General features: G+C 54.9%; 17 protein-coding genes. 10 read left to right on the top strand and 7 right to left on the bottom strand.

Going from position 1 to position 11,983, the window contains the following annotated elements:
• Positions 1 to 7 precede the first annotated feature (7 nt).
• Both OCA8868_RS14795 and OCA8868_RS14790 read left to right on the top strand, forming a co-directional pair.
• A complete protein-coding gene (locus OCA8868_RS14795; RefSeq protein WP_093997360.1) occupies positions 8 to 664 on the top strand; it encodes a YiaD family glycine zipper/OmpA-like lipoprotein in 657 nt (218 codons plus the stop codon).
• A 105-nt stretch (positions 665 to 769) separates the two neighbouring features.
• Entirely contained in the window at positions 770 to 1,537 is a 768-nt protein-coding gene (locus OCA8868_RS14790) for a FadR/GntR family transcriptional regulator (RefSeq protein WP_093997359.1), read from the top strand.
• A gap of 70 nt (positions 1,538 to 1,607) precedes the next feature.
• Here OCA8868_RS14790 and OCA8868_RS14785 read toward each other — a convergent pair whose 3' ends face one another.
• The 5 genes from OCA8868_RS14785 to OCA8868_RS14765 form a co-directional block, all read right to left on the bottom strand.
• A complete protein-coding gene (locus tag OCA8868_RS14785) occupies positions 1,608 to 2,180 on the bottom strand; it encodes a F0F1 ATP synthase subunit B (protein WP_093997358.1) in 573 nt (190 codons plus the stop codon).
• 4 nt (positions 2,181 to 2,184) lie between these two features.
• Positions 2,185 to 2,712 carry a F0F1 ATP synthase subunit B' gene (locus OCA8868_RS14780; protein WP_093997357.1) on the bottom strand — a complete coding sequence of 176 codons (528 nt, stop codon included), beginning with the start codon at positions 2,710 to 2,712 and terminating at the stop codon, positions 2,185 to 2,187.
• Between the two features lie 121 nt (positions 2,713 to 2,833).
• Positions 2,834 to 3,058 (bottom strand): F0F1 ATP synthase subunit C, encoded by a 225-nt coding sequence (locus OCA8868_RS14775; RefSeq protein ID WP_015496525.1) that lies wholly within the window; start codon positions 3,056 to 3,058, stop codon positions 2,834 to 2,836.
• 67 nt (positions 3,059 to 3,125) lie between these two features.
• The gene (locus OCA8868_RS14770; protein WP_093997356.1) at positions 3,126 to 3,884 is read right to left on the bottom strand and encodes a F0F1 ATP synthase subunit A; all 759 of its coding nucleotides are present in this window, start codon (positions 3,882 to 3,884) and stop codon (positions 3,126 to 3,128) included.
• A 1-nt stretch (position 3,885) separates the two neighbouring features.
• Positions 3,886 to 4,224: an AtpZ/AtpI family protein gene (locus OCA8868_RS14765; RefSeq protein WP_093997355.1), complete on the bottom strand. Its 339-nt coding sequence runs from the start codon at positions 4,222 to 4,224 to the stop codon at positions 3,886 to 3,888.
• Positions 4,225 to 4,428: 204 nt separating this feature from the next.
• On the opposite strand from OCA8868_RS14765, the gene OCA8868_RS14760 reads away from it, so the two are divergent.
• Positions 4,429 to 4,776, top strand: a complete 348-nt coding sequence (locus tag OCA8868_RS14760; RefSeq protein WP_093997354.1) for an ArsR/SmtB family transcription factor — start codon at positions 4,429 to 4,431, stop codon at positions 4,774 to 4,776.
• A 24-nt stretch (positions 4,777 to 4,800) separates the two neighbouring features.
• On the opposite strand, the gene OCA8868_RS14755 is transcribed toward OCA8868_RS14760, so the two are convergent.
• The gene (locus tag OCA8868_RS14755) at positions 4,801 to 5,679 is read right to left on the bottom strand and encodes a LysR family transcriptional regulator (RefSeq protein ID WP_093997353.1); all 879 of its coding nucleotides are present in this window, start codon (positions 5,677 to 5,679) and stop codon (positions 4,801 to 4,803) included.
• A gap of 113 nt (positions 5,680 to 5,792) precedes the next feature.
• On the opposite strand from OCA8868_RS14755, the gene OCA8868_RS14750 reads away from it, so the two are divergent.
• From OCA8868_RS14750 to rimM, 6 genes are all read left to right on the top strand, one after another.
• Positions 5,793 to 6,329, top strand: a complete 537-nt coding sequence (locus OCA8868_RS14750; protein ID WP_093997352.1) for an FMN-dependent NADH-azoreductase — start codon at positions 5,793 to 5,795, stop codon at positions 6,327 to 6,329.
• A 273-nt stretch (positions 6,330 to 6,602) separates the two neighbouring features.
• A complete protein-coding gene (gene ffh / locus OCA8868_RS14745; protein WP_093997351.1) occupies positions 6,603 to 8,096 on the top strand; it encodes a signal recognition particle protein in 1,494 nt (497 codons plus the stop codon).
• Positions 8,093 to 8,668: a GNAT family N-acetyltransferase gene (locus OCA8868_RS14740; protein WP_093997350.1), complete on the top strand. Its 576-nt coding sequence runs from the start codon at positions 8,093 to 8,095 to the stop codon at positions 8,666 to 8,668. The genes ffh and OCA8868_RS14740 overlap by 4 nt, the downstream gene beginning before the upstream one ends.
• On the top strand, positions 8,665 to 8,955 hold the full coding sequence (locus OCA8868_RS14735; protein WP_093997349.1) for a chorismate mutase: 291 nt from the start codon (positions 8,665 to 8,667) through the stop codon (positions 8,953 to 8,955). Before OCA8868_RS14740 ends, OCA8868_RS14735 begins: the two co-directional genes overlap by 4 nt.
• Positions 8,956 to 8,977: 22 nt before the next feature.
• On the top strand, positions 8,978 to 9,424 hold the full coding sequence (gene rpsP / locus OCA8868_RS14730; RefSeq protein ID WP_093997348.1) for a 30S ribosomal protein S16: 447 nt from the start codon (positions 8,978 to 8,980) through the stop codon (positions 9,422 to 9,424).
• 62 nt (positions 9,425 to 9,486) lie between these two features.
• Positions 9,487 to 10,002 carry a ribosome maturation factor RimM gene (gene rimM / locus OCA8868_RS14725; protein WP_093997347.1) on the top strand — a complete coding sequence of 172 codons (516 nt, stop codon included), beginning with the start codon at positions 9,487 to 9,489 and terminating at the stop codon, positions 10,000 to 10,002.
• Here the strand turns inward: rimM and OCA8868_RS14720 are convergent.
• The gene (locus OCA8868_RS14720; RefSeq protein ID WP_093997346.1) at positions 9,999 to 10,928 is read right to left on the bottom strand and encodes a hypothetical protein; all 930 of its coding nucleotides are present in this window, start codon (positions 10,926 to 10,928) and stop codon (positions 9,999 to 10,001) included. The genes rimM and OCA8868_RS14720 overlap by 4 nt on opposite strands.
• A 76-nt stretch (positions 10,929 to 11,004) precedes the next feature.
• On the opposite strand from OCA8868_RS14720, the gene trmD reads away from it, so the two are divergent.
• Positions 11,005 to 11,796, top strand: coding sequence for a tRNA (guanosine(37)-N1)-methyltransferase TrmD (trmD, locus tag OCA8868_RS14715; protein ID WP_093997345.1), 792 nt, complete (start codon positions 11,005 to 11,007; stop codon positions 11,794 to 11,796).
• Positions 11,797 to 11,983: the final 187 nt, after the last annotated feature.

The raw sequence follows: 11,983 nt of genomic DNA, 5'->3' as shown, positions 1-11,983 counted from the left end.
TAGAACTATGACCCTGTCCAAAGTATCCCTTGCCGTTGCAATGTCCGGCGTTATTGGCCTGACAGCCTGTGAGACCTTAACCGACCCGAACAACCCGAACCGCCAAGCCCAGACTGGTGCGTTAATCGGCGCTGGCCTTGGTGCGATTGTCGGTTCAACCGGTGAGAACAATCCTGGCGATCGCAACCGTGGTGCAATCGTTGGCGCACTTGTCGGTGCTGCTGGCGGCGCCGGAATCGGAACGTTGCTGGACCGCCAAGAAGCAGAGCTTCGTCAAAGCCTCGGTTCTAACGCGACCATCGTGAACAACGGCAACCAGCTGATCGTGACGCTGCCACAAGACATTCTGTTCGCAACTGGAGACGCGACACTTTCCGGCGCACTTCGCGGTGATTTGTCAGCGCTTGCGACATCGATCAACAACTACCCTGATACAACTGTGAACGTCATCGGCCATGCTGACAACACAGGCGGCGCGGCGTTCAACCAAGACCTCTCAGCGCGTCGTGCGCAGGCTGTGTCATCTGTGTTGATCCAGTCCGGCGTTTCGCCAAACCGCATCCGTTCAATCGGCCGTGGCGAAGATGCTCCGATTGCATCAAACCTGACCCCAGAGGGCCGCGCGCAGAACCGTCGCGTTGAGATCACGATCACACCAAACTAAAGGCGCTTTTCACGATTGGAACAGGGCCGCCATTGAGCGGCCCTTTTTTATTTGCGGCGTTTGCCCATTGGTCATATCATTTGACCAATTTTAAAGGGTGCCGCAATGCCGTTCGAACCTATCCAACCTGAGAAGATTTCGCAGACCGTTGTGCGGCAGATCGAACAACTGATCCTTCGCGGCATCCTTAAACCCGGAGAGCGCCTGCCGTCTGAACGCGAGTTATCAGAGCGTCTAGGCGTGTCGCGCCCTTCTTTACGCGAAGCATTGTCCGAACTGCAGGAAAGCGGCCTACTGACAAGCCGCGCTGGATCCGGTGTTTTTGTTGGCGATGTCCTCGGCTCGGCGTTTTCGGAAACGTTGGTCCGTCTTTTCACCAATCACGAAGAGGCTGTGTTCGATTACATCGCCTTCCGTCGTGACATGGAGGGGCTTGCAGCAGAGCGCGCCGCGACCCTTGGCACCGAGACTGACCTCAAAGTAATCGACACCATTTTTAAGAAAATGGAAGCGGCCCACAGTAAACGTAACCCCAGAGATGAAGCCGGTCTGGATGCGGATTTTCACCTGAGCATCATCGAGGCGAGCCACAACGTCATCATGTTGCACATGATGCGATCCATGTATCAGTTGCTGCGCGAAGGGGTGTTTTACAACCGTCAAATCATGTTCAAACAGCGCACCACCCGCGAGATGCTTCTAGACCAACATCGTGCGATCAATGATGCCCTTCAGGCGCGCGATGCAAAAGCTGCACGAGCAGCCGTTGAGGCACATCTGGGGTTTGTTGAAAACGCCCTTTGGGGGCAAGATAAGGCCAACCGCAACGAAGCGATTGCGCAGAAACGGTTAGACCACGAATTGCGCCGCTAGGTTCATCTCCGAAATGAAAAAGGCCCGAGCATTTGCTCGGGCCTTATCCACATTCTAAAAGCCTCAGAAGTTAGTGAAGCTTGGAACCAACTTCTGCAATCGCGTCGTCGATCAGCTTGTTTGCGTCCGTAGCTGTTGTCTGCTTTGCAATCACGTCTTGCGCGGCAGCAACTGCGACTGAGACAGCTTGGTTACGCACGTCACGGATCGCGGAAGACTTCGCGCTTTCGATCTGATCTTCGGCAGCAGCCAAACGACGGGTCACGGAAGCCGCGATGTCCTCTTTCGCCTGTGCCGCTGCGCGGTTTGCTTCTTCTTTTGCGTTCTCAACGATGCGATCAGCTTGTTCTTGAACTTCACGCTGCTTACGCTCGTATGAGGCCAGCAAAGTCTGTGCTTCTTCGCGAAGCGCCTTGGCTTCATCCAGATCGGATTTGATGCCAGTCGCACGGCTGTCGAGCATACCAGTCAACATGCCAGGTACTTTGAACTTAATCAGAACACCGACGAAGATAATGAACGCGATCAGAACGATCATGTCTGTGTTGCTCAGCGACCAGAAGTCAGCGGAGAACGGGTTCTTGCTTGCGGCCAAAGCTGGCGACGCTGCGAGAGTGATCAGGGCTGCGATAGAATATTTCATGTCGTTACCCTTTCATCCGTGCAGTGATTGCCGCGGTGATCGTCTTGGCGTCAGCCTTACCACCGAGGGCGGCAACGATCTCTTTGGCGGTGTCTTTAGCTACGGCTTTCACCGCGGCGTCAGCACCTGCGTTAATTTCTGCGATTGCTTTTTCGCTTTCAGCCGTTTGCGCGGCGATCTCAGCGTCTGCTTTTGCCATTTGCACATCCAGATCGGCTTGGATTTCTGCTTTGGCGTCTGCAACAATCTTGCCAGCCTGCGCACGGGCATCAACAAGCGCTTTGTCGTAGGCGGCCTCAGCCTCCTGCGCGCGCTGCTTCAGCTCTTCGGCGGCTGCAATGTCATTTGTTATCGTGCCCTGACGTTCGGCCAAAACCGCGCCAATGCGTGGCAAAGCCACACGGGACAAGATGAAGTAGATCACGATCAACGTGACCACGAGCCAGAAAATCTGGTTCGGGAAGGTCGAGAAGTCTAGCTGCGGCATTCCTGCCCCGCCAGCTTCGGCGCCTGTTTCGACTGGATCAGCCATATTGAACGTCCCTCTTAGACAATCTGAAATGACGAAAGGCCAAGCGGCCTAAAGTCGGGGTCTTACAACGGGGTCGGCGAACATGCCGCCAACCCCGCCCGTAAGGATAGAAATTCGTGTCTTAGACCGCGAACATCAACAGAAGGGCTACGAGGAACGAGAAGATCCCCAAAGCTTCTGCGAATGCGATGCCGATGAACAGCGTAGCAGTCTGGCCAGCAGCAGCTGACGGGTTACGCAGTGCGCCTGCGAGGAAGTTGCCAGCTACGTGACCAACACCGATTGCGGCAGCGCCGGATCCGATTGCAGCCAAGCCAGCGCCGATGTGTGCGAGTTCGCCTTCCATAGTGTATCTCCTTACGATTGGAAGTTTAGCATCCCGGGGCTAGTCCCCGAGGGAGCATTCTTAGTAATTAGTGTGACGGGTGAAGCGCGTCTTTCAGGTAAACGCACGTCAGGATTGTGAATACGTAGGCCTGGATCGCGGACACCAGAACTTCGAGAGCGTAGATCGCGACAACGCCGAGGATGGCGACTGGAGCGATGATAAAGCCAACCTGCGCAAAGCCAGCGAACACCTTAAGAACGGCGTGACCAGCCATCAGGTTACCCGCCAAACGAATGGAGTGGCTAACCGGACGAACAAAATATGAAATAACTTCGATGATCGCGAGGATCGGGCGCAGTGCCAGTGGCGCTGAGGAGACCCAGAAGAGACCCAAGAATGCCGCGCCGTTCTTAACGAAACCAATGATGGTCACTGTGAAGAAGACTGCGAAAGCAAGGATCGCTGTAACCGCGATGTGCGAAGTAGTTGTGAACGACATTGGCAACAGGCCAAGGAAGTTCGAGATCAGAATAAAGATGAACAGTGTAAAGATGTATGGGAAGTATTTGATCCCGTCTTTGCCTGTTACGTCTTCGACCATTGTGTAGACGAAACCGTAAAGCGTTTCCGCGACAGACTGTGTACGTGTCGGAACAACAGCGCGTTTGCGCGTGCCGATGACCAGCAACAGAACGATACAAACGACAGCAATTGCCATCCACATTGTTACGTTGGTGATTGTGTACCAGTTAATCGGACCTTCACCGAACAGGCGGTGAACTTCGAACTGATCGAGGGGGTGAAAGGCCAATCCGCCTTCTGCGCCGTGTGCTTCGTCTGCCACTTTAGTCTTCCTCGTTCTTGTCAGCCTGTTTGGCCAACGCTTCATTCTGCATCTCTTGGGCGGATCGCATCATGGTTTTCACACCGGCTGCGAGCCCGAAGAATATGAACAGCACCATAAAGATGGGTGTGGCGCCGAACAAAACGTCCAAACCGTACCCGATGCCAAAACCGATCCCGAGACCGGCTACTAATTCGATCACCATCCGCCACGCCATATTGGCCTGAGAATAATGCTCCTCGGAGTGGGACTTCTTGTCCTCGCCTTTGGCCGCTGCGATCCTGTCTTCAAGCGCCTTGAGGCGGTCAGATGGATCAGTTTGGTTAGACGGATCGGACAAAACGTAGCCCCTTCCTAGGTTGCGGGTGTTCTAGGGGGTGTGGTGTTTAGAGTCAACGCGCAGGTTACTTAAGTTAAGCGGCTGTTTTTCATACACTTTCGACAGCGATCAACACGGAAAACATGCGCAAAATGTCGCAGCGCTGCGAATTCCGTTATTCAACCATTTGGTTGACGTTTCGCGCAACTTGCGCTCAATACAGGCATGGCCATGCCCCTTGATACCGTCTTCGCCGCCCTCGGCGATCCAACCCGTCGCGCGATTTTGGCGATGCTGTTGGAGGACGATATGGCGGTGACAGATGTGGCTGACCCGTTCGAGATGTCATTGGCCGCGATTTCCAAACACCTTGGGGTTTTGACAGCAGCGGGGTTGATCAGCCAAGAAAAGCGTGGGCGTGTGAAATGGTGCAAGCTGGAACCGGACGCAATGCGCGAGGCGTCGATCTGGATGCAAAGTTTTGGGCAGTTCGAGGCGGTGAACCTAGACGACTTCGAGAGGTTCCTAGCGGCGGAACTTCAAGACGACGCACCGGAGCTTTCGAAAGGCTAGTCCTTTGGCGGCCAATTTAATTTTCTAAGCGTCCCAAGCTGCGGCTTCTTCTTTCAGAAATTTCAAGAACGTCTGAACCTTCGTTGTGCGGTGCAGGTCGACGTGGGTCACCAGCCAAAGATGCGCGTCCCAATCCGGTTGACTTGGCAAAACCTCGACCAGTTCGGGATGCCGCTTCATCTGCGCGGATGTGACGAACCCCATCCCAGCACCTGCGGTTACGGCGTCGATCGTCGCGCGGATATCTGTCGTGCGAAACACCACACGGTTTTGCGGAACATGGGTGGCAAGCCATTGGTAAAACGGCGCTCGACTTTCAGCATTGTCATGGCCGACGAACCAGTGATTGCATAAATCGTCTTCGTCAGACGGCAGGCCATAATCCTGAACATAAGATGGCGCAGCAACTAGATGGACTTTCTGATTCAGAAACGGTTGCACCACATTGTCGGGCTGATCAGGGGCCTTTCCGGCACGGATAGCGACATGGGCTTCGCCGTATTCAAGACGGAACACGCGGTCACCCGTAAGAAACCGGACCGTGAGTTCAGGATGCTCGCGCCTGAATTTCGCCAGGACAGGGGTAATAAGGGGCGACAGCATAACCAAGGACGTTACAACCAAGTCACCGGACACGCCTTCACCCTGCCCGCGTATCCGCCCTGCTAGTTGGGTGAACTGATCATCGGTCGCCGCGGCGACCTGCATTAGATCTTGCCCAGCTTCCGTCGCGGTGTAACCACGAGGGTGACGCTGAAACAGCTTCACCCCAAGACGCTGCTCAAGCGCATCAATGTGGCGAATGACAGTTGCATGGTGAACACCCAGCGCATCAGCGGCCCCACTAACGGTGCCAATATTGGCCACCTGAAACGCAGTACGGATTTCATCCCAGTTATCCATGGCGACCCTTCTTTGAATTATGTGCGAATTTGAACATTAGCTGTTTGAAACGGACTATAGCGTTCACCCACGCAAAGGCCATATGCCTGTCATCACATATTCATGAGGTCCAGATGACACATACACTACATATCGACGCATCCGCGAACACCGAAACCAGCATAAGCCGCGCGGCATCCGCAAAACTGGTAGCCGACTTAGGTGGCACGGTTACCATACGAGATCTTGCAACCACGCCGCTTCCGCAGATCGATGGTGCTTGGGCCGTATCAAGATTAGTCGACCCAGACAACCAAAGCGACGAAGACAAAGATCGGCTCGCCCTATCGGATTCTTTGATTGCCGAACTACAGGCGGCGGATACGATTGTGATCGGCACTCCAATCTATAACTTCGCTGCCCCTGCATCCCTCAAAGCATGGATGGACCTTGTTGCGCGTCCACGCGTGACGTTCCGCTATACAGAAAACGGCCCTGAAGGATTGCTCAGCGGTAAAAAAGCGATTGTCGCCGTAGCATCAGGTGGAGTTGCCATCGGAACACCTGCTGATTTCCTGACCCCACATCTGCGTTTTTTCCTCAGCTTCATCGGAATCACAGACGTGGAATTCGTCGCAGCCAAAGATATTGCTTCTGCCGCGGCAGCTTGAAGAACCGAAATCCAACTTGGGCCGCTGACAATGGCCCAAGTGAAAGATCGCGCCATTCGAGGATTGTCGTCGACGAAAGTTTAGCGCACGCGTGTTGACTCAGACGCACCGCAGGCCTAAACGACCCAATAAATCCGGAGTGTTAAACCTCCGGTCCTTGCATATGTAAGGATCGCCCCCAGTCAGCGCGTTGCGCCCACTGGGGCTCTACTGCTTTGAACCGTTCGTTCCTATATAACGAACACCGATGAAACCGACGCAAAGGATGCGCCCATGTTCGAGTCACTATCAGATCGCCTAGGCGGTGTTTTTGATCGCCTCACCAAGCAAGGTGCCTTGTCCGAGGAAGACGTCAAAACAGCGCTTCGCGAGGTCCGTATTGCCTTGCTTGAGGCCGACGTTTCCCTACCGGTTGCGCGGGACTTCATCAAAGCGGTGCAAGACAAGGCGTCGGGCCAGTCTGTTACCAAGTCCGTCACACCCGGTCAGCAGGTCGTTAAGATCGTACACGACGAATTGGTGCATGTGCTTGCCGGTGACGGTGGCGACGGCACTCTGAAGATCGACAACCCGCCTGCCCCGATCCTAATGGTTGGTCTGCAAGGTTCCGGTAAAACCACGACCACCGCGAAGCTGGCGAAACGGATGAAAGAGCGTGAGGGCAAGAAAGTCCTCATGGCATCTTTGGACGTCAACCGTCCTGCCGCGATGGAACAGCTACAAATCCTTGGTGCGCAGATCGGCGTGGACACACTGCCGATTGTAAAGGGCGAAGACCCTGTCCAGATCGCCAAACGCGCCAAGACCCAAGCCTCCCTTGGCGGCTATGACGTTTATATGCTCGACACGGCAGGCCGTTTGTCCATCGACGAAGAGCTGATGCAGCAGGTTGAGGCTGTTCGTAACGTCGCCAATCCACGCGAAACACTTTTGGTTGTCGATGGTCTGACAGGCCAAGACGCGGTTTCCACCGCTGAGAACTTTGACGGGCGCATCGGGATTTCCGGCGTTGTCCTGACCCGTATGGATGGTGACGGACGCGGCGGTGCTGCCCTGTCGATGCGGGCCGTCACCGGTAAGCCTATTCGTTTCGTCGGTCTTGGCGAAAAGATGGACGCGATTGAAGAGTTCCACGCTGACCGAGTTGCGGGCCGTATTCTTGGCATGGGCGACATCGTTTCCCTCGTCGAGAAAGCCCAAGAAACCATCGAGGCTGAACAAGCTGAACGCATGATGAAACGGTTCCAGAAGGGCCGCTTCAACATGAACGACATGAAAATGCAGCTTGAGCAGATGATGAAGATGGGTGGCATGGAAGGCATGATGGGCATGATGCCCGGCATGAAGAAAGCCGCCAAACAGGTCGAAGAAGCGGGCATGGACGACAGCGTTTTCAAACGCCAGATCGCCATGATCCAATCCATGACCAAGAAAGAACGCGCCAACCCGCAACTGTTGCAGGCATCCCGCAAGAAACGGATCGCCGCCGGTGCTGGCCTCGAAGTGCGTGAGTTGAACCAACTGATCAAAATGCACCGCCAGATGGCGGACATGATGAAGAAGATGGGAAAAATGGGTAAAGGCGGCATGCTGAAACAGGCCATGAAAGGCATGTTCGGCAAAGGCGGCATGCCTGACATGAACGACCCAGCAGCAATGGAAGCGGCAGCCAAACAGTTGGGCGCGAATATGCCCAGCGGCGGCATGCCCGGTCTAGGCGGCGCTGCATTGCCCCCTGGCTTAAGCGGGTTCGGCAAAAAGAAATGACCGCAACCTTCACCCTCCCTACGCTTGAAACAGAGCGTCTGGTCCTACGCTTGCCGCGCATGTCGGATATGTCCGATTACGTCGCCTACAAGGCGTCTGAGCGGTCCAAGTTTACCGGTGGCCCGATTGAAGCAAGCAAATCATCGATGTATTTTGCATCGATTGCAGGCCAGTGGCTTTTGCGAGGGTACGGGTTGTTCATGGCGACCACAAAGACAGACCCAGACGTTGTTGTCGGCGGGTTTGGCGTGTTTCACCCGTTGATGAATCAGGAAGAACCCGAATTTGGCTGGACGCTATATGACGCCGTATTCGAAGGCAAAGGCTATGTGACTGAGGCCATGCGCGCGATCATTCCGTGGTCTTGGGACGTCATGGGCGTAGACACAGCGCAATCCCACATCGACGAGGGCAATGAGCCTTCTGTCGCCGTGGCCAAAGCATTGGGTGCTACGTTCGATGCGCAGCAAACCGAGATCGCCAATGCACCGGGTGGCGAACTTTACGAGGACGCCAACGAAACCTGTCCGCAGGTAAACATCTGGCGTCACCATAAGGGGGCTTTGACATGACTGACGACATCCGCGCTGGCGACCTCTTGAAAGAACATCGCGACAGCATCGACCGTCTCGATGCGATCCTTGTCTATACGTTGGGCGAGCGGTTCAAACACACTAAGGCTGTGGGGAAACTCAAAGCTCAACACGACCTTCCCCCGTCCGATCCCGCCCGCGAAGCGCGCCAGATTGCACGACTAGAAGATTTGGCGAACGAGGCCCAATTGGACCCCGAATTTGCCAAGAAGTTCCTCAACTTCATCATCGCTGAAGTCATTCAGCATCATAAATCACACCGATAAAAACCTAAAGGAAATCAAACTCATGGCTATGAAAATTCGCCTCGCACGCGGTGGCTCCAAGAAGCGCCCGTTTTACCGTATTGTTGCTGCGGACTCCCGCATGCCACGTGACGGCCGTTACGTAGAAAAGCTCGGTACATATAACCCGCTGCTGGCTAAAGACGACGAAAACCGCGTTCAGATGAACATGGACCGCGTGAACTACTGGCTCGGCGAAGGCGCACAGCCAACCGACCGTATTTCCCGTTTCCTCGAAGCAGCTGGCGTTGTTGAGAAGAAAGAGCGCACGAACATGAAGAAAGCGGTTCCTGGCAAGAAAGCCCAAGAACGCGTTGAAGAAAAAGCAGCAAAAGTAGCAGCCGCTGCTGAAGCAGAAGAAGCAGCTAAGGCCGCAGCAGCAGAAGCGGCAGCAGCACCTGCTGAAGAAGAAGCACCTGCTGAAGAAGCCGCTGCAGAAGCAACTGAGTAATCAGTCTTTCGGGTGGGGCGGCAACGGTTGCCCCACCCTTCCCCAACCTAACAGGACCGCACATGTCAGATGACCGCATCATTGTCGGAACCATCTCGGGCTCTTTCGGGGTCCACGGTGACGTGCGCCTGAAATCATTTTGTGCAGACCCAGAAGCGCTGGCGGACTACACGCCGCTGACCCGCGCGGACGGCACAGAAATCATGACTATCGTGATCAAAGGTCAAACCAAGGGCGCGCTTATCGCTCGGGTCGACGGGATCACGACAAAGGAAGAAGCGGACGGTTTGCGTGGCATGGACCTGTTTGCCCGCCGCGACCAGTTGCCGTCCCTGCCAGACGACGAATTTTATCACACTGATCTCGTGGGCTTGATGGCCTTCGATACTGGTGGCGAAAAATTGGGCCGCATCAAAGCGGTTCAAACCAATGGCGCCGAAGACTTGCTCGAAATCATCAGCCCATTGGACAAAGACACGGTTCTGGTGCCATTCACCAAGGTAATCGTGCCAACCGTGGACCTCGCGGCAGGGCGCATTGTAATCGACCCACCGGGTGGGTTGTTTAGCGAAGACTAACTCTCCAAGTGCGCGTCTAATGCACGCCGGATTACGGGCCCTGCGACCGGATCATCGTGACGGCGAAATAGTGAATCCAACAATTCATCTGCAATCAAAAATGGCAGCAATTCTGGGTGATCCCCCGATAGATCAAAGGCGCCCTTAAAGGCATTAAGACAGATCGGGTGGACCCCAAACCGCCGCATCCCTTCAGCTGGCAATCGGCGTTCAGCCAAAACCGCAAACCTTGCGATTGCGCGGGAGATCGGGTCGGTTGAATAGCCTTCAATATCAAAACCCCAAATCGCATCGCCAGTCCAATGCAGGTTATGGGGCGCGAAGTCCTTAGGCAGGTGCCCCTTGAGCGCGGTCATATTTCCCGTTCGAGCATGACGCTGCTTTTGAAGATCAATCAATTGTGCTGCACGCGTTTGATCCTCAGGCGACAGGGTGGAGACCTCAGTGCCTTTGCGTTTCTTAACCCAAAAACTAGGGCTGAACGTATCGGTAAAAGTACGCGGACCGACGTAACCTGCCAACCATGTAGCGACATCAGCAATCACCTCGTCCGCTTGCCCCGTCGACAATGCATCAGACACCGGCGTGCCGACGGCTTGCGACATTAGAACCAACCCATCTGGTTCTGATGACCAAATGACTTGCGCGACCCCTCCCGCTGTAGGTGGCATGTGTGCAGTGACAAGTTCGGTTTCCGCGACACCTTTCCAAGTCAACGTCGAGCCATAGTCGGTTTCGTAGTGTTTTATAAACACAGACGATCCATCCAATGTTGCTTGGAAAACGCAGGCATTGTGACTTTGCTTGCGGAACACCAGATCGACCACCGCAGGTGCCTCGCGCTCAGCCAAAAGCTTCACAACTTCTTTTTCCTTGCCCAGTCGGGTTTGCCAAGTATCGAATGTGTTGAGAATGCTGGACGTCATTTGCTAGATTTGCGGGTAATTGGCACGCGATGCAACCTTCAATTGGCACCACTGCGCTCCTGCGTTAACAGGGGGCATGAGCAACAAATCTTCAAAATCCATTGGCCGCAAGTCGGTGCAGCTGAGCGCGAAGCCGCAAGAGTTAATGACGGACAAACCCCAGCTCGCCCATGCTTGGACGGCGCAGGTTATCACGCTGTTTCCGGATGCCTTTCCAGGGTTGCTTGGCGAAAGCCTGACGGGAAAGGCGTTGAAGGACGGTCTTTGGCAGCTGCAAACCACGGATTTGCGCCGCTTTGGGATCGGTAAACATCGCAACGTGGATGATACTCCGTCTGGCGGAGGCGCAGGCATGGTTTTGCGTGCAGATGTGGTTGCCAATGCGCTGGGCGATACACGGCGCAAGGCACGTGGCCGGATGCCGTTGATTTACCTCAGCCCGCGCGGTGTGCCGTTCACACAAAAAATCGCGCAAGACCTTAGCCAGCAAGACGGTGTCACGCTGCTTTGCGGCCGTTTTGAAGGTGTCGATGAACGCGTGCTGGAACACTACGAGATTATTGAGGTGTCCATGGGGGACTATGTGCTGACGGGTGGTGAATTGCCCGCCATGACCCTGATTGACGCCTGCGTGCGCCTTCTGCCCGGCGTTTTGGGCAACGAGGAAAGCGCGGTTGAGGAAAGCCATTCCAACGGCTTACTTGAACACCCGCAATATACCCGACCCCCTGAATGGGAAGGCCGCACGATCCCACCTGTTTTGACCTCAGGCGACCACGGCAAAGTCGCAAAATGGCGTAAAGAAACGAGCGAGAAAATCACGCAGGAGCGCCGCCCCGACTTGTGGGCAAAGAGGGGGAAAACGTAATCGAACGGTGGCGTTTTTCACGGCGCGTGCACCACTGAAGGCACTTGATCCTGATCAATGCGTCAAAGGCAAGAATAGTGCTTAACTAAGCGGATAGTTCTTCAATAAATCGAAAGCTTCCGTTTTGGCCACTCAGCACAACAATCTTGGTACGCCTGACGCACCGACGCTTCATCGTACACTCACC

The sequence above is a fragment of the Octadecabacter ascidiaceicola genome (assembly GCF_900185015.1).
In the GTDB taxonomy this organism is placed as follows: domain Bacteria; phylum Pseudomonadota; class Alphaproteobacteria; order Rhodobacterales; family Rhodobacteraceae; genus Octadecabacter; species Octadecabacter ascidiaceicola.
The sequence above is the reverse complement of the archived record's forward strand: the minus strand, read 5'-3'. Positions and strand labels throughout refer to the sequence as shown.